Here is a 23,151-nt window from a genome sequence, read left to right as displayed (position 1 = left end):
CCATGAAAGCAAGCATTATTCTGCGTCGCGTGGCGCTCCTTTCGCTGGCGGGCGCACTGCTCGCGCTGACGGGTTGCAACACCGTGGCCGGTTTTGGCCAGGACATCAGCAGCTCCGCTCGCACGGTGCAACGCGCGCTCTAATTGCGCCTGAAGCAGCGGCCGGGCAACGCGGACGGCGTCCGCGGCCCGGAACGCCCAGCATCCTTCTGGATCACGGATCATGGAAAAATTCATCGTACACACCGGCGTAGTGGCGCCGCTCGATCGCGAGAACGTGGACACGGACGCGATCATCCCGAAGCAGTTCCTCAAGTCGATCAAACGCACCGGCTTCGGCCCGAACGCCTTCGACGAATGGCGTTATCTCGACCACGGCGAGCCGGGTCAGGACAACTCGAAGCGTCCGCTCAATCCGGACTTCGTGCTGAACCAGCCGCGCTATCAGGGCGCATCGGTGCTGCTCGCACGAAAGAATTTCGGCTGCGGCAGCTCGCGCGAACACGCGCCGTGGGCGCTTGAGCAGTACGGCTTTCGCGCGATCATCGCGCCGAGCTTCGCGGACATCTTCTATAACAACTGCTTCAAGAACGGCCTCTTGCCGATCCAGCTGACCGAGCAGCAAGTGGATCAGCTCTTCAACGAGACCTACGCTTTCAACGGCTTCCAGCTGACGATCGATCTCGACAAGCAGGTCGTGCGCACGACCGACGGCGCACAGGAGTTTCCGTTCGAAGTGGCAGCGTTCCGCCGCTATTGCCTGTTGAACGGTTTCGACGACATCGGCCTCACGCTGCGCCACGCCGACAAGATCCGCCAGTACGAAGCCGAGCGCCTCGTGCGCCAGCCGTGGCTGAACAACCGCGTGCTCTGAACTGACGCGCGCGAACCAGCGAATAACGAAATAACGCGAGGAAAGACAGGATGAAGATTGCAGTGCTGCCGGGCGACGGCATCGGTCCGGAGATCGTCAAGGAAGCCGTCAAGGTGCTGAACGCACTCGGCGAAAAGTTCGAGATGGAAGAGGCGCCGGTCGGCGGCGCGGGCTACGAGGCGAGCGGCCATCCGCTGCCGGAAGCGACGCTCGCGCTGGCGAAGGCCGCCGACGCGATCCTGTTCGGCGCCGTCGGCGACTGGAAGTACGACTCGCTCGAACGCGCGCTGCGCCCGGAACAGGCCATTCTGGGTCTGCGCAAGCATCTGGAGCTGTTCGCGAACTTCCGTCCGGCGATCTGCTATCCGGAGTTGACGGGTGCGTCGTCGCTGAAGCCCGAGATCGTGTCGGGTCTCGACATCCTGATCGTGCGCGAACTGAACGGCGACATCTACTTCGGCCAGCCGCGCGGCACGCGCGAAGCGCCGGACGGCCTCTTCAAGGGCGCGCGCGAAGGCTTCGACACGATGCGCTATTCCGAGCCCGAAGTGCGCCGCATCGCGCATGTCGCGTTCCAGGCTGCGCAAAAGCGCCAGAAGAAGCTCACGTCGGTGGACAAGGCGAACGTGCTGGAAACGTCGCAGTTCTGGAAGGACATCATGATCGATGTCTCGAAGGAATATCCGGAAGTCGAGCTGTCGCACATGTACGTCGACAACGCGGCAATGCAACTCGTGAAGGCACCGAAGGCGTTCGACGTGGTGGTCACGGGCAACATGTTCGGCGACATTCTCTCGGACGAAGCCGCGATGCTCACGGGTTCGATCGGCATGCTGCCGTCGGCCTCGCTCGACAAGAACAACAAGGGCCTGTACGAGCCGTCGCACGGTTCGGCACCGGACATCGCCGGCAAGGGCGTGGCCAATCCGCTCGCGACGATCCTCTCGGCCGCGATGATGCTGCGCTATTCGCTGGGCCGCGCCGAACAGGCCGACCGCATCGAGGCCGCCGTGAAGAAGGTGCTCGAACAAGGCTATCGCACGGGCGACATCCTCACGCCGGGTTGCCAGCAAGTCGGCACGGTGGCGATGGGTGACGCAGTGGTCGCCGCGCTGTAATTGCAGGGTGAAGGCGGGCATGTCCACGGACATGCCCGCTGCGTTTCAGGGGTGCGCGGAGCACCGTCGAATATTGAGATGCGGTGTCTGGTCGCATGTCTCGCTGCAAATGGCGAGACATGCGGTTCTTTACCGTGCGAATTGAAGGTTTTCGTGTAGACTGTGCCGATGGCGACGATCCCTCAGATCAAGACTGTTTCGAAAATCCACGGCACCGCCCGTGCGATTTCGCTCGCCAGCGCGACGAAAAGCGCCACGATTACCACGAAAACGATTATTAAAACGATCACCACTCGTTGATCGCTCGTCGTGCCCGCTCATCTTCCCCGCGCGGCCACGCCGGGCGAGCGAAGCGGGGAAGTGTCCATTTCAAGGGTAAGTCATGAATGTAGGTCTCGTAGGTTGGCGCGGCATGGTCGGCAGCGTGCTGATGCAGCGCATGCAGGAAGAACGTGATTTCGACCTGATCGAACCGGTGTTTTTCAGCACCAGTAACGCAGGCGGCGCGGCACCGTCGTTCGCCAAAAACGAGACGAAGCTCAAGGACGCAAACAGCGTCGACGAGCTCAAGAAGTGCGACATCATCATCACGTGCCAGGGCGGCGACTACACGAACGACGTGTATCCGAAGCTGCGCGCGGCGGGCTGGAAGGGCTACTGGATCGATGCGGCGTCGTCGCTGCGCATGAAGGACGATGCGGTCATCGTCCTCGATCCGGTCAACCTCGACGTCATCAAGGACGCGCTCATCAAGGGTCAGAAGGACTTCATCGGCGGCAACTGCACGGTCAGCCTGATGCTGATGGCACTCGGCGGTCTGTTCCGCGAGAACCTCGTCGACTGGATGACGGCCATGACCTATCAGGCCGCTTCGGGCGCGGGCGCGCAGAACATGCGCGAGCTGCTCTCGCAGATGGGCGCGCTCAACGGTGCGGTCAAGGACGATCTGGCGAACCCGTCGTCGGCGATCCTCGACATCGACCGCAAGGTGCTCGCCACCATGAACAGCGACGCCATGCCGACCAGCCACTTCGGCGTGCCGCTCGCGGGCTCGCTGATCCCGTGGATCGACAAGGATCTCGGCAACGGCATGTCGAAGGAAGAATGGAAGGGCGGCGCCGAAACCAACAAGATCCTCGGCAAGCCGGCCATGGGTCAGCCGGGTTCGATCCCTGTTGACGGGCTGTGCGTGCGCATCGGCGCGATGCGCTGCCACTCGCAGGCGCTCACGATCAAGCTGAAGAAGGACGTGCCGCTCGACGAAATCGACGGCATCCTCGCTTCGGCCAACGACTGGGTCAAGGTCGTGCCGAACCAGCGCGAAGCGTCGATGCGCGATCTGTCGCCTGCCGTGGTGACGGGTACGCTCACGGTGCCGGTCGGTCGTCTGCGCAAGCTGGCGATGGGCGGCGAGTACCTGTCGGCGTTCACGGTCGGCGATCAGCTGCTTTGGGGTGCCGCAGAACCGCTTCGTCGCATGTTGCGCATTCTGCTTGAGAAGTGAATGAATTAAACTACGCGGCTAATGACGCGTAGCACGATGGAAAAGCGCCGCGCCAGTCGCGGCGCTTTTTATTTTGACCGCGCGACCGGTTTTTCATCTTGCAGTCCGTACCCGATTCGTCGACAGCCGCATGAGCGGTATGCCAGGACATCTGATGATCGTTCGATTTGATTCTGTTCCCGTTGCCATGAAGCGGCGGGCAGCACGCGCTGCCATCGCAGCAGCGTTTTTTGCGTTGAGCGGTATTGCCAGCGCGCAGGGCGGTAAAGCGCCGGCAGCCGTCTCGGAGGCGGTGCCGGCCTTTCAAATCGTCGGCCGGTATACCGTCAAGCCTGGCCAGTCGCTGCACGACATCGCCGCCGAACTCACGCAGTCCAACGACAAATACGTGCTCGCGCACGTTAGCCGGGCGCTCTTTGAGGCCAATCCGACGGCGTTCACCAAGCACGATCCGAGCCGGTTGAAGATTGGTGCCGTGCTCGACGTGCCCGGTGTGCCTGGTGTCGTGGTAAACGCGCCGCACGCGGCGGCACCAGCGCCTGCGTCGGCACCGGCAACTGCTGCGAAGGTGACGGCGGCCTCCGCGCCGGCTGCGGCGAGCGCGCCTGCTACGGCGGCTGCGCAGGGTTTGCCTGCCGCTGCAGCGGCGAATGCGCCTGCCAAGGCGGCTGCGCAGGGCGCTTCTCCCGTCGTGACGGCAAGTCCCGGCACTGTTGCAACTGCAACGGCGAGCGCCGTCGCGCCATCCACCGCGCCTTCTACTGCGTCCGCACCTTCTGCGATAGCCGGTGCGACGGCCAGCGCCACCGTTGCGGCAAGCGTTCCGGCCGCTGCAAGCGGCGCGAGCGCGGCAGCGGTTGACGCGGCCTCGCAGGCAGCGGCGCTTGCAGCCTCGGCCGGCGCGGTGGCGAGTCAGCCCGCCGCGGCTACGTCGCCCAGCGACGCCCACGTGTGGAGCGGCGCTGTTCAGGCGGCACCGGCGGGCGGCGCGGCATCGGGCGCGTTGGCGCAGGGTGCATCGGCGGTAAAGGTGCCCGTGACCGTGTCGAGTCTCCAGCAGTTGCTCGCACTGAAGAACCGCGTGCTCATGGCGTTGCAGCAGCACGGCATTGGCCAGTCGTCGCAAGGGCTGGCCAACGGCAGCGGCAAACCGGCGAATGTGGCCGGCGCGCCGGGCGCGAACGTCCCGGGGGGCACCGCGGGGTCTCGCGCAACGGGCGGTCAGATTGAGTTGTCACCGCAGACGATGAGCATTGCAGCGGCGATCGCCGCCGCAATTCTGGTTCTGATTTTCGGTTTGCTGCTGCGCAAACGCAAAAAGCGCGCAAAGACGGCGGTTGAAGCGGCACCCGAGCACGTCGAGCCACCAGTTCTCGACACGCCGCTGCGCGCGGTCGAGACACCTGCTGCCGAGCCCCGTGCAACAGCTGCCCCGGCGACGGCAGCGGCTGTGTCCGCTCCGGCGCAACGAGATGAAATTCTCGATCACGCGACCCGGACAGCGGGCATTTCTGCCGCTGCGGTGCTGGGCGGCGAAGCTTTGCCGCCGGCGCAATTCGACGCTCCGTCGGATGAGCTGACGCAGACCAGCCCGGTCGCACGACAAGATCGCGTGGAACACGGCGTGACGGCGCGTGGCGTCGAACGAGGTGAGCCCGAAACGCTCGCCGACGCGAGCGAGGCGGCCAGCTTGGCGGCTGCTGCGGAACTGGGCGCCTCGGCGCTGCCGATGGCGCCTGCCGAAGCGCAGCGCACGGAGGGCGAAGCCGAAAGACTGGCGCGCGAGGCTGAACTGGAGCCGGTGTCTGACCAGCATGAAGCTGAAGCGGCTCGCGAGACCGATACGCCGGTTCATGCCGAACCGGAAAGCGCCGTACAGCACATTGCGACCGAACCGGAAGCACTAGCGCCGCAACCGGCTCATTTCGAAGAACCGGCCGCCCCTGCCGCACCAGTAGAAGCCGAAGTCGCGAAAAAGGCCGAAGTACCCAGCGAGTTCCCGCAAGATGCCATCAATGCGCTCGGTGGCATCGACATGACGCTGCCGCCGCGCGTGGCTGAGCCGGTCGTACAGAGTGCGCCACTCTCAACGCAGCCGGTGGCGTCGCCGGAAACGACTGTAGCGCAGGCGGTGCCGTTGTCCGAACCTTCGGCGCCGCGTGTGGCCGAAACCCTCGCGGCGGGCATGGCAGGGCTGGGGGCGACCGCAGGCCTGGGAGCACCACGCTTCGGCGCGCTGACACTCGATTTCGACCTCAATCTGCCGCCTGATTCCGCCGAGCCGTTGCCGGTCTTTACGCCGGAGCAACTGGCGCGGATCGCGCGCAACAAGCTCGAACTGGCGCACGAGTACATCGCGCTGGGCGACCTTGGCGGCGCACGTGCACTGATCAACGAGGTGATCGAGTCAAACGATCCGGCCACCCGCGCCGACGCGCAGTCGCTGTTGTCGACGCTCGCGCCGCTGTCGTGATCGAGGCACCGCAATCCGTATGCGTATCGCGCTAGGAATCCAGTACGACGGGGCCGCGTTTTGCGGCTGGCAGTCGCAGCCGCACGGCAAGACGGTGCAGGACGAACTCGAGCGGGCTCTGCGCGAGTTCGCGTGCGTGCCGCTGCAGACGGTCGTGGCAGGGCGTACGGATACCGGCGTTCACGGCCTCGGTCAGGTCGTCCATTTCGATACCGAACTCGACCGCGCACCGTTCTCGTGGGTGCGCGGGACCAACGCGTTCCTGCCGCACACGGTGGCCGTGCAGTGGGCGCAACCGATGCCGGAGGCGTTCCACGCACGCTTTTCCGCGTTCGAGCGCACGTATTACTACGTGCTGTACGTCAACGCCGTGCGCTCGCCGATGCTGGCGGCCCGCACCGGCTGGATCCACACCCCGCTCGACGTCGACGCGATGCGCGAGGCCGCTGCATACCTGATCGGCGAGCACGACTTTTCGGCGTTTCGCTCGTCGGAATGCCAGTCGAAGACGCCGGTCAAGCACCTGTACCAGATCGACATCCGGCCTCAGGGCGACTTCATTCACTTCCGTTTTCGCGCCAATGCGTTCCTGCACCACATGGTCCGCAACCTGATGGGCTGCCTCGTGGCGGTGGGGCGTGGACGCTATCCGGTGTCGTGGATGGCAGAGGTGCTGGCAGGCCTCGACCGCACGAAGGCCGCGCCGACGTTCATGCCCGATGGCCTCTACCTTGCTCAAGTAGGCTATCCTGACGAGTTCCTGGTACCCGCGCCGCATACGGCCAGCGTCCCGTGGAGCGCGATCTGGTCCGACGAGTCAAACGCCGCCGCCTGATGCGCGCAACGCGGCGCACGATCAGAACCATCGAGAACCATCGCAAGAGCAATCCGCTTCCTCAGTCATGACTTCAGCCGATCTATCAGCCGTGCATCGCACCCGCATCAAACTGTGCGGCCTGTCGTCGCCTGAGGCGGTTGCGCATGCCATCGACCTGGGCGCCGACGCGATCGGTCTTGTGTTTTATCCGCCGAGCCCGCGATCGGTGAGTGTCGCGCAGGCCGTTGAACTCACCCACGACATTCCTCCGTTCGTCTCGGTCGTGGGGCTCTTCGTGAACGCCACGCCGCAGTGGATCGGTGAGGTGGCGAGCAATGTCTCTCTCACGATGCTGCAGTTCCACGGAGACGAAACGCCCGGTCAGTGCGAGGCGCTCGCCGCCGTTGCCGGTTTGCCCTGGTTGCGTGCGTTGCGGGTAGCGGCAGATACTCGCGAGGCCGATTTGGTAGAATCGGCAAATAGTTATTCATCAGCCAGCGGCCTGCTGTTCGACACGCACGTCGACGGATACGGCGGCGGTGGAAAGGTCTTCGATTGGTCACTTATTCCCGCAGGGCTCGCGCGTCGGGCCGTTTTGAGTGGTGGCTTGAACGCGCAAAACGTCGGTGATGCGATTCGCCAGGTGCGTCCGTATGCCGTCGATGTCTCCAGTGGCATCGAGGTTCCGGGCGCGCGGGGCGTGAAGGATCACGCCCGTATGGCGGCGTTCGTACGCGCAGTGCATGAAGCAGATGCGGCGGACGCGGGATGAACCCAATGGCCGACGCCCGTCCTGCGCAACGCAGGACACTCCGAGGCGGGCCGAGCGAGTGACTTATGTACAACTTACCCGATGAACGGGGCCACTTCGGCCCATATGGTGGCATCTTTGCTGCCGAAACCCTCATGCAGGCGATCGACGAACTGCGCGACGCCTACGCGAAATACAAGGACGATCCCGACTTCGTCGCCGAATATCAGCGCGAGCTGAAGCATTTCGTCGGCCGTCCGTCGCCGATCTATCACGCGCAGCGCTGGAGCGAAATGGTCGGCGGCGCGCAGATCTACCTGAAGCGCGAAGACCTGAACCACACCGGCGCGCACAAGGTGAACAACGTGATCGGCCAGGCCTTGCTCGCCAAGCGTATGGGCAAGCCGCGCGTGATCGCCGAGACGGGCGCGGGCCAGCACGGCGTCGCCACCGCCACGATCGCTGCGCGCTTCGGCATGGAGTGCGTGGTCTACATGGGCGCCGAGGACGTGCGCCGCCAGGCCGCGAACATGTACCGCATGAAGCTGCTCGGCGCGAAGGTCGTGCCCGTGGAATCGGGCTCGCGCACGCTCAAGGACGCACTCAACGAAGCCATGCGCGACTGGGTCACCAACGTTGAGAACACGTTCTACATCATCGGCACCGTGGCGGGCCCGCACCCGTATCCGATGATGGTGCGCGACTTCCAGCGCGTGATCGGCGACGAATGCCGCGTACAGATGCCCGAGATGACGGGCCGTCAGCCCGACGCCGTGATCGCGTGCGTGGGCGGCGGTTCGAACGCGATGGGCATCTTTTACCCGTATATCGACGATAGTTCCGTGCAGTTGATCGGCGTCGAACCGGCCGGCGACGGCATGGAGACGGGGCGCCACGCAGCCGCGCTTACGGCGGGTACCGTCGGTGTGCTGCATGGCAACCGCACTTATCTACTGCAGGACGAGAACGGCCAGATCATCGAGACGCATTCGGTGTCGGCGGGCCTCGACTATCCGGGCGTCGGTCCGGAGCATGCGTGGCTCAAGGACAGTGGCCGCGCGCAGTACGTGACGATCGACGACGAGGAAGCGCTCAAGGCGTTCCACGACTGCTGCCGCATCGAAGGCATCATTCCCGCGCTCGAATCGAGCCATGCGCTCGCGTACGCGGCGAAGCTCGCGCCCACGTTGCCGAAGGACAAGATCCTTCTGGTGAACCTGTCGGGCCGGGGCGACAAGGACATGCACACGGTCGCCGAGCGATCGGGCATTCAGTTCTGAGCGCCCACACGATGCGTGACGAGTTCGACGAGCCTCAAGCACCGGCCCCCGTCATTGACCGTGCGGCTAAAGTTGCCGTTCAGGTCGCCGAAGACACGCCCCGCGCGCAGCCTGCCAAGGCTGCCGCGCCGGGCGCGGTCGCCACGGTGCCGGACAGCATCCGGCTCTTGAACCGCGATTTTCTGACCGATGCAGCGAACCTGCCCGACGCCTCGATCGACCTGATCGTGGCCGACCCGCCGTATGGGCTCGGCAAGGACTACGGCAACGACTCCGACATGCGCTCGGGCGAGGACTTCCTTGCCTGGACGCGTGAGTGGCTCGATCTGGCTATTCCCAAGCTCAAGCCGAGCGGCTCGCTCTACGTGTTCTGCACCTGGCAGTACGCGCCGGAAATCTTCGTCTTCCTGAAGTCGAAGCTCACGATGATCAACGAGATCGTCTGGGACCGTCGCGTGCCGAGCATGGGCGGCACGACGCGCCGTTTCACGTCGGTGCACGACAACATCGGTTTTTTCGCGGTGTCGAAGAATTACTACTTCGATCTCGATCCCGTCCGCATCCCGTACGATGCCGTCACGAAGAAGGCGCGTTCGCGGAAAATATTCGAAGGTAGCAGGTGGCTGGAGCTCGGCTACAACCCCAAGGACGTCTGGTCGGTTTCGCGTCTGCACCGGCAGCACGCGGAGCGCGTCGATCACCCGACCCAGAAGCCCCTGGAAATCGTCGAGCGCATGGTGCTCGCGAGCTGCCCGCCGGGTGGCCGCGTGCTGGACCCGTTCATGGGCAGCGGCACCACGGCAGTCGCCTGCGCACGCCAGAAGCGCGAATTCGTCGGCTATGAAATCAACGAAAGTTACTGCGCGATCGCGCGCGAACGTGTGAGCGCGGCAGCTGCCGCGCCGGCGTCAGCCGTACAGGGTGTCGCGGCGGGCGCCTGACGCGCCGCCGCCAACCACACGCAGTGACGTTCCAAATTTAGAGGACCCTGCCATGTCCCGTATCAAAAGCACGTTTGACGCGCTGGCCGCCCAGCGCAAGAAAGGCCTCATTCCGTTCATGACCGCCGGCGATCCCGATCCCGCGCGCACCGTCGAATTCATGCACGCGCTCGCCGCCGGCGGCGCGGACGTGATCGAACTCGGCGTGCCGTTCTCGGACCCGATGGCCGACGGCCCCGTGATCCAGCAGGCCTCCGAGCGGGCGCTCGAAAAAGGCGTCTCGTTGAAGAGCGTCCTCGCCGACGTCAAGCGCTTCCGCGCAACCAACGACAAAACGCCGGTCGTGCTGATGGGCTACGCCAACCCGATCGAGCGCATGGGCGCCGAGGCGTTTGCCGTCGCGGCAAAGGATGCGGGCGTCGATGGCGTGCTGGTGGTCGACTATCCGCCGGAAGAATCCGTGGAATTCGCTGCGAAGATGAAAGCGGCCGCCATCGATCCGATCTTCCTGCTTGCGCCCACCTCCACCGACGAGCGCATCGCCGAAGTCGGCCGCGCCGCGAGCGGCTATGTCTATTACGTGTCGCTCAAGGGCGTGACGGGCGCCGCCAATCTGGACGTCGCGAGCATCGCGAGTAAAATGCCGGCGATCAAGTCGAACGTGCCGCTGCCGGTCGGTGTCGGGTTCGGCATCCGCGACGCGCAGACTGCCGCCGCCGTCGCCGCTGTGAGCGATGCCGTCGTGATCGGCAGCCGTATCGTGCAGCTGCTGGAGCAAACGCCGCCGGAAGCCGCGGCGCAAACCCTCACGCAGTTTGTCGCGGGCATTCGTGCCGCGATTGATGCACCGGCTGGCGGCAACCGGTAGCACGTGCGGTAAAATCCACTTTTCGCCATGCGCGGTCGGGGTCAGAACCCGGTCAAATTTACCGGATTCGTCGTCCGCCCGCGCCGCGCGCGCATGAAGACATCGCGAAGGTCAAGGAAGGAAACTAAATGAGCTGGCTCGACAAACTGCTGCCGCCGAAGATCAAGCAAACCGATCCGAAAAGCCGGAAGAGCATCCCGGAAGGGCTGTGGATCAAGTGCCCGGCGTGCGAAGCGGTGCTGTACCGCAACGACGTCGAGGCGAATCTCCACGTCTGTCCGAAGTGCGATCACCACATGCGCATCGGCGCGCGCGAGCGGCTTGATGGCCTGCTGGACGCGGAAGGCCGCTATGAGATCGGTCAGGAGATCGTTCCGGTCGACGCCCTGAAGTTCAAGGACAGCCGCAAGTACCCGGATCGCATCAAGGAAGCGATGGACGACACCGGCGAAACCGACGCCATGGTCGTGATGGGTGGCGCGATCCACACGCTGCCGGTCGTGGTGGCGTGCTTCGAGTTCTCGTTCATGGGCGGCTCGATGGGCTCGGTGGTGGGCGAGCGCTTTGCGCGCGGCGTGCAGAACGCGCTGGAGCAGCAGGTGCCGTTCATCTGCTTCACGGCCTCGGGCGGTGCGCGCATGCAGGAAAGCCTGCTGTCGCTCATGCAGATGGCCAAGACCACAGCGATGCTGACGAAGCTCTCCGAGGCCAAGCTGCCGTTCATCTCCGTGCTGACCGATCCGACGATGGGCGGTGTGTCGGCGAGCTTCGCGTTCCTCGGTGACGTCGTGATCGCCGAGCCGAAGGCACTGATCGGCTTCGCCGGCCCGCGCGTGATCGAGCAGACCGTGCGCGAGAAGCTGCCGGAAGGCTTCCAGCGTGCGGAGTTCCTGCTGCAGAAGGGCGCGGTCGATATGATCGTCGACCGCCGCAAGCTGCGCGAAGAACTCGCGCAACTCATGGCGATCCTCTCGCGCCAACCCGCCGACGCGGTCGCCTGACGCCGTGGGCCTTCCGGTACGTGCCGGAGGCCCTCGCGACATCGCGCCGCAGGCCGCATTCCCCACGCGCCGCAAGCGTAAGCATGCGGCGCGTTGTCATTTCCGCGATAATGCCGTATTTGCAGCGGACATTTCACATGACCGGCGCACACGACCGGCGTCTCGCACCCGGCCCGCGCGCCGCATGCCACGAATCATTTGATGAGTACCTTTCCCTCCCTCGACGCGTGGCTCACGCACCTTGAAACAGCGCATCCGGTCGGCATCGACATGGGGCTCGGCCGGATCCGGCAGGTCAAAGACGCGCTGCAACTGAATTTCGAGTGTCCGATCTTCACGGTCGGCGGCACCAACGGGAAAGGCTCGACCTGCGCGATTCTCGAAACGATTCTGCTGAAGGCCGGTTATCGCGTCGGCTGCCATACGTCGCCGCATCTGCTTTCGTTCAACGAGCGCGCGCGCATTGGCGGCGCGCAGGTCAGCGACGCCGACCTGCTGCCGCATTTCGAGGCCGTCGAAGCGGCCCGCCTCTCGCTCGCGCAGCCGGTAACGCTGACGTACTTCGAATTCACGACGCTCGCGATCATGCACCTGTTCGCCTCGCGCGCGCTCGACGCCGTCATCTTCGAAGTGGGCCTCGGCGGCCGTCTGGACGCCGTGAACGTGCTCGATACCGACTGTGCGATCGTCACGAGCATCGACATCGACCATACCGAGTACCTCGGCGACACGCGCGAGAAGATCGCCTTCGAAAAGGCCGGCATCTTCCGGGCGGGCAAGCCCGCGATCTGCGCCGATCCGATGCCGCCGAAGACGCTCATCGACCATGCCGAGGCCATCGGCGCCGATCTGTGGCTCTTCGGCCGCGATTTCCGCTATGAAGGGCAGGCGGGCAGCGAGCGCCAGCAGTGGACCTACGCGGGCCGCTCGCAGCGCCGCCCCTCGCTTGCGTACCCCGCACTGCGCGGCGCGAACCAGTTGATCAATACGTCGGCGGCGCTCGCGGCGCTCGAATCCATGCGCGACCGCGTGCCGGTCTCGGCGCAGGACATCCGCCTCGGTCTTGCGAACGTCGAACTGCCGGGCCGCTTCCAGGTGCTGCCGGGCAAGCCTTCCGTGATTCTCGACGTCGGCCACAATCCGCATGCGGCGGCCGTGCTGGCGCAAAATCTCGGCAGCATGGGCTACTTTCCTTACACTTACGCGGTGTTCGGCGCGATGCGCGATAAGGACATCGCAGGCGTGCTGCACAACATCTCGGGCGAGATCGACCACTGGTGCGTCACCGACCTGCCGGGCGCGCGTGCCGCATCGGCCGGGGAACTTGAAGCGGCGCTGCGCGCGGCGGGCGTCAAGGACGGCCCCGACAGCAGCGTGACGCGCTACGAATCGCCCGCCGCCGCGTTTGAAGATGCGCTAAAACGCGCAGGCGAAAATGATAGAATTATTGTTTTCGGAAGTTTCCTGACTGTCGCTGGCGTGATGGCCTGGCGAAAGTCAAAACAGCAGCACTAAAGCACGGCACCCTGCACGCCGCCACGCAGATATCAGGTCAAAACCAGGCCAAACGCGCAGCCATACATGGGACTTTTCTCGTTCGGCAAGAAAGACGACACGGCGCCGCGACGGCGCGGCGCTGAAGTGGGCTCGGAACGGCGTAGCAGCCAGGGCACGCGTGTGGAACGGCGTAGCCGCCGGCCGGACCGTTCGGGCGACGCCGAAGCGATGCTTCTCGATCCCACCCTGCCTGAAAAACAGCGTGCGCGGCGGCGCCTCGTCGGCGCGATCGCGCTGGTGGTGGCGGCCATCGTGATTCTGCCGATGGTGCTCGATTCGCACCCGAAGCCCGTCACCGACGACATCGCGATCGATATCCCCAGCCGCCCGACCGCGGCCGCTGGCGGGCCCGCCGCTCGCGACGACGCAGCGGACACGCAGGCCGGCGTCGCGCCGGATAATCCTGGCGCGTCGGACCTCGCAACGGCAGCGGCGCCTGGCGCGTCGGCAATCGCTCCGGCTGCACCAGCCGCGCCGACGCAAACCGCGCAGAAAACGGATAGCACGCCTGCCGCAGCCGCTTCGGCGACGCCGGGCAAGACGGCGCAAACCGCGCAGACCCAATCTCAACCGCAGCCTTCGCCTACAAGCAAGCCTGCCGGGCAGCCGCCGGCCAATACTGCGGCAGCGGCGGCTGGCTCGCACAGCGCGCACTCTGACGCGACGAGCCAGTCCAGCCCGCAGGGCCAGAAGGGTGTGTCGAGCGCCGACAAGACTGTCGTCGCCTCCGGCCCCGCCACGCCAGCGACACCGCCGGGTGCGCGCTACGCGGTGCAACTGGGCGCGTTCTCGAACGAGACGACCGCGCACAACTGGGTAACGAAGTTGAAAGCCGCCGGCGTGCCCGCATATACCGAGCAACGTAAGCAGCCCGACGGCTCGACGCGCACGCTTTTGCGCGCAGGCCCGTTTGCGGATCGCGCAGCGGCCTCGGAGGCGATTGCGAAGGTTCGGGGCGCGGGGCTGATGGCCGGTTCCAACGGCGCGGCGGAATAACCCGCGTATGTTCACAGCATTCGACTACGCTGTAATGGCGGTAATCGCTGTGTCGGCGCTGCGCGGGGCGTGGCGCGGATTCATCGGCGAAGTCTTTGGATTGATAGGCTGGATCGCTGCGTTTCTGGTGGCATGCCGCTACGTGGAACACGTGGTGCCGTGGATGCCGGCACACTGGCCGGGCGGTACCCTGACGCAGTGGGGGCTTGCTTTCGTGCTGATCGTGATCGGCGTCGTTTTTGTTGCCGGCATGGTCAATGCGTTGCTGGGCCGGCTGGTGCAGGTGAGCGGACTGTCCGGTGTGGACCGGTCGCTCGGATTGATGTTCGGGCTCGTGCGAGGCGTCGTGCTGGTGCTGATTCTGGTTGTCCTTGGCGGACTGACCGAGCTGCCCCAGCAGGAATTCTGGCGCGATGCACTGCTCTTGCCGTATGCCAAGCGTGGTGTGCTCGAACTGAAACCCATGTTGCCCGAGCCGCTCGCTTCATACGTCCACGTTTAACGTCATGTAACGTTGCGTGGCGATGGCGTCCCGGCGCGGCAGCCCAGCACCTTTGCGGCACAGGATCGGCTCTTGCCATCCGCCGCTATCGATTTCGCTTTTTTGAAGGACCTGCCATGTGCGGCATCGTAGGCGTAGTTTCCCGCTCTCCCGTCAACCAGCTCCTCTATGACGCGCTGTTGCTGCTCCAGCACCGCGGTCAGGACGCGGCCGGCATCGCCACCGCGAACGGCAGCACGTTCCACATGCACAAGGCCAACGGCATGGTGCGCGACGTGTTCCGTACCCGCAACATGCGCAGCCTGCCCGGCACGAGCGGCATCGGCCAGGTGCGCTATCCGACCGCCGGATCGGCGTCGAGCGAAGAGGAAGCCCAGCCGTTCTACGTGAACGCGCCGTTCGGCATCATCCTCGCGCACAACGGCAACATCACGAACGTTCCGCAGCTCAAGGATGAGATGTTCCGGATCGACCGCCGGCACATCAACACCCACTCCGACACCGAAGTGCTGCTCAACGTGCTCGCGCATGAAGTGCAGACGGCGACCTCGGGCCTCGAACTCGATGCCGCGGCGCTCTTCAAGGCCGTGTCGGGCGTGCACCGGCGCGTGCGCGGCTCGTACGCGGTCGTTTCGCTGATCTCCGGCTATGGCTTGCTCGCGTTCCGCGACCCGTTCGGCATCCGTCCGATGTGCATCGGCAAGCTCGAAACGCCCGAGGGCACCGAGTGGATGCTGGCGTCCGAATCCGTGGCGCTGGAAGGCATCGGCTTCGAATTCGTGCGCGACGTGGCGCCGGGCGAGGCGGTGTTCATCGATTTCGACGGCAATTTCCACTCGCAGCAGTGCGCGGTGTCGCCGAGCCTCAATCCCTGCATCTTCGAACTCGTGTACCTCGCGCGTCCGGACTCCGTGCTCGACGGCGTGCCGGTCTACAACGCGCGTCTGCGCATGGGCGACTACCTCGCCGAGAAGATCCTGCGCGAGCTGCCCGACGTGAAGATCGACGTCGTGATGCCGATTCCCGATTCGTCGCGCCCCGCTGCGATGCAGGTTGCTGCGAAGCTCGGCGTGGAATACCGCGAAGGCTTCTTCAAGAACCGTTACGTGGGCCGCACCTTTATCATGCCGGGCCAGGCCATGCGCAAGAAATCGGTGCGCCAGAAGCTCAACGCCATGGGCATCGAGTTCAAGGGCAAGAACGTGCTGATCATCGACGATTCGATCGTGCGCGGCACGACCTCGCATGAAATCGTGCAGATGGCGCGCGACGCGGGCGCGACCAAGGTGATCTTCGCCTCGGCGGCGCCGCCCGTGAAGTATCCGAACGTGTATGGCATCGACATGCCGACGCGCGGCGAACTCGTCGCCCACGGCCGCACGGACGAGGAAGTGGCGCGCATCATCGGCGCGGATCACCTCGTGTATCAGGATGTGGCTGACCTCAAGCAGGCGGTGCGCGATATCAATCCGGAGCTCAAGCACTTCGAGGCTTCGTGCTTCGACGGCGATTACATCACCGGCGATATCACTACGGCGTATCTCGACAACATCGAGAGCGCGCGCCTCGCGCCGCAGGCCCAGTCGGACCGCGACGCAGCGAGCGAAGCACTGGACGGCGGCATGGCGCGTTCGCAGCTGCACCTGCAGCTCTCGGTGGAGTGACGCGTGCGCAGCGCGCTTGCCCGTGTTAGCATGAGCGCTTGCGTCGATTTGATCTCAGCTTGCGGACGCGGGGCAACCCAAAACAGCTAAAGCGAAACGGGCGAAAGGTCAGAACACATCGAACCGCAAACGCCCGATTTTCGATACGCTGCGCTGCTGCCCCGAACACCCGAAAGCCCGCTTCTGCCGACGCAAAGCGGGCTTTTTTGCGCCCGGCATTTGGCTGATTTGTGCCCGACGGTCTCGCGACCGCATGGCCAGTGAACGTGAAACGAACAGGAAACCACGCGAACATGGACGACACCTTCAACTTCGATACGCTCGCCGTGCGCTCTGGCACGTTGCGCAGCGAGTTCAACGAACATTCGGAAGCGATCTTCCTCACCTCGAGCTTCTGTTTTTCGAGCGCTGCCGAGGCGGCCGAACGCTTCAAGAACGCCGAGACCGCGTACACCTACGCGCGCTTCACGAACCCGACCGTGACGATGTTCCAGGACCGGCTCGCCGCGCTCGAAGGCGGCGAGGCGTGCATGGCGACGGCCTCGGGCATGTCCGCGATCCTCTCGGTCGTGATGGCCGCGCTGCAGGCGGGCGACCACATCGTCAGCTCGCAGAGCATCTTCGGTTCGACGGTCGGCATGTTCTCGCAGATCTTCGTCAAGTTCGGCATCACGACCACCTTCGTCGATCCCAGCGATCTCGACGCGTGGAAGAACGCCGTGCGTCCCGAGACGAAGATGTTCTTCCTCGAAACGCCGTCGAACCCGCTTACCGAAGTGTCGGACATCGAAGCGATCAGCAAGATCGCGAAGTCCGCGAATGCGCTCTTCGTGGTCGACAACTGCTTCTGCAGCCCGGCGCTGCAGCAGCCGCTCAAGCTCGGCGCGGACGTCGTGATGCACTCGGCCACCAAGTTCCTCGATGGCCAGGGCCGCGTGCTCGGCGGCGCGCTCGTGGGCTCGAAGGAATTCATCATGGGGAAGGTGTTCCCGTTCGTGCGCAGCGCGGGCCCGACGCTCTCCGCGTTCAACGCGTGGGTGCTGCTCAAGGGCATGGAGACGCTGTCGTTGCGCGTCGAGAAGCAGTCGGCGAACGCGCTCGAAATCGCGCGCTGGCTCGAAGCGCATCCGGCCGTCAAGCGTGTGTTCTATCCGGGCCTCGAATCGCATCCGCAACACGCGCTCGCGATGCGTCAGCAGAAGGCGGGCGGTGCGATCGTCTCGTTCGAGCTGAAGGGCGATACGCCCGAACAGCAGCGTGAGAACGCCTGGCGTGTCATCGACAACACTAAGGTCTGCTCGATCACGGGTAATCTCGGCGACACGCGCACGACGATCACGCACCCCGCGACGACCACGCACGGCCGCATTACGCCGGAAGCGCGTGCGGCGGCTGGCATCACCGAAGGGCTGATCCGTCTTGCTGTGGGGCTCGAAAACGCGCAGGACATTCGCAGCGATCTCGCGCGCGGACTCGACGCGGCGGCCTGAGCGTCCGATTTGCCGTTCAGTTTGCGTAGTATTCTTGCAGTTCGGGCCGTGTGAAACGGCCCGTTTTTCTTCATCTCACAGGTGGACCGTCATGGCCGTCATTCGCGCGTTGTTCGTCTATCCCGTCAAGTCGCTCGGTGGCATCGCACTCGATCAGGCGCAGCTCCTCGCCGAGGGGCTGAAGTGGGACCGCAACTGGATGGTGGTGGACGAAACGGGCCAGCTCGTCACGCAGCGCCAGAACGCGGCGCTGGCACGTGTCGTGTGCGCGTTCGTCGAAGGCGGTGTGCGCCTTTCGACTGACGGTATGGCGTCGTCGCTCCTGCTGTCGTTCGAGCCGCAAGGCGACGAGCGCCGCGTGCGCGCGACGGTCTGGAATGACACGGTCGACGCTTTCGACGAGGGCGACGAAGCCGCTCAGTGGATCTCGAAGGCGGTGGGCGTGCCGCTGCGGATCGTGCGATTCGCGCCCGACGCCACGCGTTTTGCGAACAGGAAGTGGACGAATGGAGAGGATGTTCCGACCCATTTCGCCGATGCCTTCCCGCTGCTCGTGACGAACGAGGCATCGCTCGCGGACCTCAACGCGCGGCTCGCCGCAAAGGGTGCGCCGCCCGTGCCGATGACCCGCTTCAGGCCGAACGTCGTGGTGGATGGCGAGGAGGCGTTCGACGAGGACTTCGTCGAAACGATGTCGATCGACGGGACAGACGTGGTGCTGCGTTTCGCGAAGCCGTGCGATCGTTGCCAGGTCACGACAATCGATCAGCGAACGGGCGAGCGCGACGCGCAGTGGCCCGACGAGCCGCTCGATACGTTGATGACGTTTCGCGCAGACCCGCGCGTGAACGGGGGCCTCACGTTCGGGGTGAACGCCACGGTCGTGTCAGGTGCGGGCGAGCATCTGGCTGTGGGGACGTCGGCGGAGTGGGAGTGGCGTTTCGACGAGTGAGCGTCCGGCCTCACGGCGGTGAATTCGTGGGGTACGTCCACACGTTCGACGTACACGCGTAACAGCAGGCGCAGGCATGAACAGCAAACCCGCGAGTCTGGAGCTTCCCTCGGGCGCACGTCTTGTTGCCGAGCCGGAGCGTCTGAATTACTTGCATACGGCTTGCCGGCGCTTGAGCCGGAACATGACGGCATTCGAAGCCTATTGTGCGTCGACTGCGCGTCCATCGGTTCCGCTTCAGGTGGCATTTCTCGTGCGGGACAAGATTTCCAGTTTGTTCGGTGTGCAGACGATTCGCGGTTTCAAAGGGGCGAGGCCGCGTTCCGCGCCAGCGGTTGGACAGCGCCTCGATTTTTTCACTGTCGAGGTGGTCACGGACGATCAGCTCGTTCTGACTTCGAGAGACACGCATCTCGCGGTCATGATATCGATCGACATGACGTCTTCACCCTCCGATCCGTCTGGGCGATGGTGTCATATCACGGCTTCGGTGGAAACGTATAACGCCTTCGGCAAGCTGTACATGCTGCCCGTCGCGCCGGCGCACAAGCTCATCGTGTGGAAGATGCTGAAATCGCTCGATGCAGCGTCGGCTTGATTCGCGATTGGTGAATCGCGCAATCGCTTGAACCCCGCTTGAAGCGATCATCCAGCGGCCAGCCGGCATGACACGTCAGTAGTTCGCGTGATCCGGCAACGCCCGCCATTGTCCCGGTGCGAGCCCAAAGCGACGCGTGAATGCGTGCGTGAATGCGCTCTGGTCGCCAAACCCCACTTCGAGCGCAACGTCCACGAGTGTGCGCCGCGGATCCGCGAGCAGCGTGATCGCCGTATCGAGGCGCAACCGCTGCAGATAGCGATGCGGCGTTTCGCCGAACGCATCGATGAAAAGCTGATGGAAACGCCGCATACCGAAACCGCAATGCGCGGCGAGGTCCGCGATGCGCAACGGCTCGGCGAGATGCGCGCGCAGCCAGCCGTCGATGCGCGCGAAGTCGAGACCTGCCGCCGCATCGGACGATGCACTGCCCGCGATGCCGGTTTGCGCGATGAAGGCGGCGCACAGTCGCGCGGATGCGTCCCAGTGAAAACGACGCGCGCGCGCGTCTGCGTTTGCGTCTGGCGGCGTCGCTTGTGCAGCGCGTTGCGCGATCTGCTTCACGAGTTGCGTGAGCGCGGGATCGATGCGCACGGCGCGCGCGGCATCGAAGAGCCGCTCGGGCACGGCAAGCGATGCGGCGGGCAGATCGAGCACAAGCTGGCGGTTCTCGCCGATGCCCGCATAGTCGTGCCGGTCGCCGGCGGGAATCAGCCAGGCGGAGTAACAGTCGATGCGCTCGCCGACGCCGCCGACCGTCATCTCCATCGCACCGTCGAAACCGAGCACGATCTGGTGAAAATCGTGCAGATCGGTTTCCTCGACCGCGCCGTAGCGGCGCAGTTCGACGCCGGGCGTAGTGACGGGTGCGTGGTGATGCGGATTCATGACGGCAAATGAACGTGAGACGAGCGTGCGACGTTTCAGACGTCGAGCAGTTCCACTTCGAACACCAGCGTGGCGTTCGGCGGAATCACGCCGCCCGCGCCGCGCGCGCCGTAGCCGAGTTGCGGCGGGATCGTGAGACGGCGCACGCCGCCCACTTTCATGCCCTGCACGCCTTCGTCCCAGCCCTTGATGACCATGCCGCCGCCCAGCACGAAGGCGAACGGATCGTTGCGGTCCTTGCTCGAATCGAACTTCTGGCCGTCGGTCAGCCAGCCGGTGTAGTGCACGCTGACGGTCTGGCCCGCACGCGCTTCGGCGCCGGTGCCTTCGGTCAGGTCCTCGTATTTGAGGCCGGATGCGGTGGTCACCGCCTTGTTCGCGTCAGACATGAAAGACTCCTGGATCGGAAGGAAAAAACGCTATTGTAGGGGTTTTGTACGGCACGCACGCGCGCGAGGCGCGCCCAGTACGGGCGATTTTGCGTCTACCTATAATTGGCCACTGACCCGGCACGCCGGATGCTAATCAGAAATACCCGCAGAAATACCCGCCACGAGCGCAGAAGAGGACACCGATGGCGCCAACTCCCGATACAAGATCCGAACGCATTGCGCGGCTGTGCGCGGAGACCGCGCTTTTCATGCGCGACCATGTGCTGTCGCGCGTGTCGCATGACCTGCGCAGTCCGCTCAATGCGATTCATAGCTGGGCATACGTGCTCGAGCGCAAGATCGATGCCGTGGATGCGACCGCGCAACGTGCGCTGGGCGGAATCCGCACAGGTGTCGAGCAGCAGGTGCAACTGCTCGAAACGCTGGTCGACAAGACGCGTGCCGAGACGCGCACATTGCACATCGACCGTGCGCCATTCGCGCTCGATGCGTTGATCGACGAAACGATAGACGACGTACGCGTGGCGCTCGCAGACGCGCGCGCCGTGACGCTGACCGTGCATGGCGTGCCGACGGGCGCGACGCTCGACGGCGACCGCGAACGGATCGCGCAGGCGCTGTGGCTGATGTTGATGTTCGCGGTGGAGTCGAGTGCGCACGGCGCGGGCGTGACGCTCGACGTGAGCGCGACGGCCGCTTCGCCCCATTTCGACGTGAAGTGGACGGCTGCACCGCAGGCGCTGACCGACGAAGCGTTACCGCATCTGCTTGAACCGTTCGCGCGTGCGCAGGCGTGCGAACCGCTGGAGGCGGGGCGTGCGGCGTGGGTGCTGTCGCTGTGCCAGCGCGTGGCCGAGGCGCACGGCGGTCGCTTCGAACAGCAACCGCTGACCGAAGGCGCGACCACGGCGCTCGTATTGACGCTGCTGCTCGCGCCCGCGTGACGCGCAAACGCGTCATGCCCTTTCGCCGTGAGCGAATTCAGATGCGCGAGACAGCATGAGGTCGTCGCCGTTATTGCTTTCATCAGCCTTTCACCGCTTATACTGACCGCTTCGCTTTATCGGAGCCTCCCGTCTTGATTCAGGTTTTTGCCCTTGTCGGCGCACTGCTGCTGGTCGCCCTCAACGGATTCTTCGTGGCCGCCGAATTCGGCTTCGTCAAGCTGCGGCAGACGCGCGTGCAAAGTCTCGTGGCGCAATATGGCCTGCGCGGCAGAGTGCTCGCGAAGGTGCACGGCCAGCTCGACGCCTATCTCTCCGCGTGCCAGCTCGGCATTACGCTCGCGTCGCTCGGCCTTGGCTGGATCGGCGAGCCCGCTTTCGCGCGGCTGCTCGCGCCGCTGTTCGAACTGCTAGGGGTGCAGTCCGCGAATCTGATTCACAGCATTTCGCTCGTGTTCGCGTTCACGCTGATTTCGTTCCTGCACATCGTCGTGGGGGAACTGGCGCCGAAGTCGCTCGCGCTCCGTCAAGCCGAAACGATTTCGCTCTGGACCGCCGTGCCGCTCTACGGTTTTTACTGGGTCATGTACCCGGCGATCTGGACGCTCAACACGAGCGCGAACGCGGTGTTGCGCCTCGCGGGCCTTTCGTCGGACCACGGCTCCGACGCGCACTATTCAACGGAAGAACTGAAGCTGATCCTGCGCAGCCGCCGCGCCGCCGCCAGGGCTGCCGCGGCCCAGGCCGCAGCGCACGACGTGCCGGGAACGGCCGCCGTACGCCAGCCCGCCGCCGCGAATGCGTACAGCCCCGACGAATGGAACACCCTCGCGCATTCGCTCGACTTCTCACGCATGACCGTCTCCGACCTGATGCGGCCCGCGCACGAGATGATCGCCCTGCGGCGCGACCTGCCGCTGCACGAGAACATGCAGATCGTCGCGCAGCACCGCTTCAGCCGCTATCCGCTCTTCGAGGACGCCACGGGCGAACGCATCGCGGGGCTCGTTCACCTGAAGGACGTGCTGCTCGCGCGCGAGGCCGGTCACGCGCTCGACGATCTCGGCAAGTTCGCGCGGCCCGTGCAGTACGTGCTGCCAGAGACGCCCGCCCTCGTGCTGTTCCGGCGCTTTCGCAAGGGTGCGCCGCATTTCGCGCTGGTGGGGCGCAAGGGCATGCGGCCCAAGGGCTTCCTCACGCTCGACAATATGCTCGGCGCGCTGGTGGGCCAGATTCGCGACGAGTTTCATCAAGGCGGTACCGGCGGCTGGACGCGGATGGACGACGGCACGCTGATGGGCCGCGGGAGTCTGCCTGTGGTGTCGCTGGAGCAGGTGCTCGGGATCGACATCGACGAGGGTCGCGCCGAATCGGTGGGGGGTCTCGTGATTCACGCGCTCAACGATTTACCGTCCGAAGGCCAGCGCGTCTCGTTCGAGCGCTTCGATATCGTCGTGAAGAAGATGAAGGGGCCGCGTATCGTGCTCGTGCGGATCTATCCGAAGGATCTCGAAGACGAAGGCGGCTGAGCGCCGGGCGCTG

The 23,151-nt window shown here is 64.8% G+C and carries 23 protein-coding genes; 21 read left to right on the top strand and 2 right to left on the bottom strand.

Going from position 1 to position 23,151, the window contains the following annotated elements; all coding sequences use genetic code 11:
- The first annotated feature begins 2 nt into the window (after positions 1-2).
- The 19 genes from L0U80_RS23580 to L0U80_RS23495 all read left to right on the top strand — a co-directional run bounded on the left by L0U80_RS23580 (position 3) and on the right by L0U80_RS23495 (position 19,385).
- Positions 3-143 (top strand): hypothetical protein, encoded by a 141-nt coding sequence (locus L0U80_RS23580; RefSeq protein WP_233870967.1) that lies wholly within the window; start codon positions 3-5, stop codon positions 141-143.
- A gap of 79 nt (positions 144-222) precedes the next feature.
- Entirely contained in the window at positions 223-873 is a 651-nt protein-coding gene (gene leuD, locus L0U80_RS23575; RefSeq protein ID WP_233870962.1) for a 3-isopropylmalate dehydratase small subunit, read from the top strand.
- Between the two features lie 50 nt (positions 874-923).
- Positions 924-1,991: a 3-isopropylmalate dehydrogenase gene (gene leuB / locus L0U80_RS23570; protein ID WP_233870959.1), complete on the top strand. Its 1,068-nt coding sequence runs from the start codon at positions 924-926 to the stop codon at positions 1,989-1,991.
- Between the two features lie 168 nt (positions 1,992-2,159).
- The gene (locus tag L0U80_RS31555; protein ID WP_267954867.1) at positions 2,160-2,291 is read left to right on the top strand and encodes a hypothetical protein; all 132 of its coding nucleotides are present in this window, start codon (positions 2,160-2,162) and stop codon (positions 2,289-2,291) included.
- A gap of 82 nt (positions 2,292-2,373) precedes the next feature.
- Entirely contained in the window at positions 2,374-3,495 is a 1,122-nt protein-coding gene (gene asd / locus L0U80_RS23565; RefSeq protein ID WP_233870956.1) for an aspartate-semialdehyde dehydrogenase, read from the top strand.
- Positions 3,496-3,649: 154 nt separating this feature from the next.
- Entirely contained in the window at positions 3,650-5,968 is a 2,319-nt protein-coding gene (locus L0U80_RS23560; protein ID WP_233870953.1) for a FimV C-terminal domain-containing protein, read from the top strand.
- A gap of 19 nt (positions 5,969-5,987) precedes the next feature.
- A complete protein-coding gene (gene truA / locus L0U80_RS23555; RefSeq protein ID WP_233870950.1) occupies positions 5,988-6,803 on the top strand; it encodes a tRNA pseudouridine(38-40) synthase TruA in 816 nt (271 codons plus the stop codon).
- Between the two features lie 67 nt (positions 6,804-6,870).
- Positions 6,871-7,557, top strand: a complete 687-nt coding sequence (locus tag L0U80_RS23550; protein ID WP_233870933.1) for a phosphoribosylanthranilate isomerase — start codon at positions 6,871-6,873, stop codon at positions 7,555-7,557.
- Positions 7,558-7,622: 65 nt separating this feature from the next.
- Positions 7,623-8,816: a tryptophan synthase subunit beta gene (trpB, locus tag L0U80_RS23545; protein WP_233870930.1), complete on the top strand. Its 1,194-nt coding sequence runs from the start codon at positions 7,623-7,625 to the stop codon at positions 8,814-8,816.
- Positions 8,817-8,827: 11 nt separating this feature from the next.
- On the top strand, positions 8,828-9,757 hold the full coding sequence (locus L0U80_RS23540) for a DNA-methyltransferase (RefSeq protein WP_233870914.1): 930 nt from the start codon (positions 8,828-8,830) through the stop codon (positions 9,755-9,757).
- A 52-nt stretch (positions 9,758-9,809) separates the two neighbouring features.
- Positions 9,810-10,625 carry a tryptophan synthase subunit alpha gene (gene trpA, locus L0U80_RS23535; RefSeq protein WP_233870911.1) on the top strand — a complete coding sequence of 272 codons (816 nt, stop codon included), beginning with the start codon at positions 9,810-9,812 and terminating at the stop codon, positions 10,623-10,625.
- 128 nt (positions 10,626-10,753) lie between these two features.
- A complete protein-coding gene (accD, locus tag L0U80_RS23530; protein WP_233870907.1) occupies positions 10,754-11,626 on the top strand; it encodes an acetyl-CoA carboxylase, carboxyltransferase subunit beta in 873 nt (290 codons plus the stop codon).
- 201 nt (positions 11,627-11,827) lie between these two features.
- A complete protein-coding gene (gene folC, locus L0U80_RS23525) occupies positions 11,828-13,141 on the top strand; it encodes a bifunctional tetrahydrofolate synthase/dihydrofolate synthase (RefSeq protein ID WP_233870904.1) in 1,314 nt (437 codons plus the stop codon).
- Positions 13,142-13,207: 66 nt separating this feature from the next.
- Positions 13,208-14,179 (top strand): SPOR domain-containing protein, encoded by a 972-nt coding sequence (locus L0U80_RS23520; RefSeq protein ID WP_233870901.1) that lies wholly within the window; start codon positions 13,208-13,210, stop codon positions 14,177-14,179.
- Positions 14,180-14,186: 7 nt separating this feature from the next.
- Positions 14,187-14,681: a CvpA family protein gene (locus L0U80_RS23515; RefSeq protein WP_233870898.1), complete on the top strand. Its 495-nt coding sequence runs from the start codon at positions 14,187-14,189 to the stop codon at positions 14,679-14,681.
- A 116-nt stretch (positions 14,682-14,797) separates the two neighbouring features.
- Complete coding sequence (gene purF, locus L0U80_RS23510; RefSeq protein WP_233870895.1) at positions 14,798-16,345, top strand: amidophosphoribosyltransferase; 1,548 nt, start codon at positions 14,798-14,800, stop codon at positions 16,343-16,345.
- Between the two features lie 293 nt (positions 16,346-16,638).
- Entirely contained in the window at positions 16,639-17,835 is a 1,197-nt protein-coding gene (locus tag L0U80_RS23505; RefSeq protein WP_233870892.1) for an O-succinylhomoserine sulfhydrylase, read from the top strand.
- Positions 17,836-17,926: 91 nt separating this feature from the next.
- On the top strand, positions 17,927-18,787 hold the full coding sequence (locus L0U80_RS23500) for an MOSC domain-containing protein (RefSeq protein WP_233870889.1): 861 nt from the start codon (positions 17,927-17,929) through the stop codon (positions 18,785-18,787).
- A 76-nt stretch (positions 18,788-18,863) separates the two neighbouring features.
- Positions 18,864-19,385 carry a DUF2867 domain-containing protein gene (locus tag L0U80_RS23495; RefSeq protein ID WP_233870886.1) on the top strand — a complete coding sequence of 174 codons (522 nt, stop codon included), beginning with the start codon at positions 18,864-18,866 and terminating at the stop codon, positions 19,383-19,385.
- A 75-nt stretch (positions 19,386-19,460) separates the two neighbouring features.
- Here L0U80_RS23495 and L0U80_RS23490 read toward each other — a convergent pair whose 3' ends face one another.
- Together L0U80_RS23490 and L0U80_RS23485 are read right to left on the bottom strand one after the other, a co-directional pair.
- Entirely contained in the window at positions 19,461-20,273 is an 813-nt protein-coding gene (locus tag L0U80_RS23490; RefSeq protein ID WP_233870884.1) for an AraC family transcriptional regulator, read from the bottom strand.
- Positions 20,274-20,308: 35 nt separating this feature from the next.
- On the bottom strand, positions 20,309-20,662 hold the full coding sequence (locus tag L0U80_RS23485) for an FKBP-type peptidyl-prolyl cis-trans isomerase (protein ID WP_233870869.1): 354 nt from the start codon (positions 20,660-20,662) through the stop codon (positions 20,309-20,311).
- A gap of 185 nt (positions 20,663-20,847) precedes the next feature.
- Here L0U80_RS23485 and L0U80_RS23480 point away from each other — a divergent pair, with 185 nt between their 5' ends.
- Both L0U80_RS23480 and L0U80_RS23475 read left to right on the top strand, forming a co-directional pair.
- Positions 20,848-21,609 carry a sensor histidine kinase gene (locus tag L0U80_RS23480; RefSeq protein ID WP_233870866.1) on the top strand — a complete coding sequence of 254 codons (762 nt, stop codon included), beginning with the start codon at positions 20,848-20,850 and terminating at the stop codon, positions 21,607-21,609.
- A gap of 134 nt (positions 21,610-21,743) precedes the next feature.
- The gene (locus tag L0U80_RS23475) at positions 21,744-23,138 is read left to right on the top strand and encodes a hemolysin family protein (protein WP_233870863.1); all 1,395 of its coding nucleotides are present in this window, start codon (positions 21,744-21,746) and stop codon (positions 23,136-23,138) included.
- The last annotated feature ends 13 nt before the right edge of the window (positions 23,139-23,151 follow it).

Origin of the sequence: Paraburkholderia adhaesiva (assembly GCF_021390575.1) — a bacterium.
GTDB lineage: Bacteria > Pseudomonadota > Gammaproteobacteria > Burkholderiales > Burkholderiaceae > Paraburkholderia > Paraburkholderia adhaesiva.
Note: the sequence above shows the minus strand (reverse complement) of the source record. Positions and strands in the feature narration are given on the sequence as shown.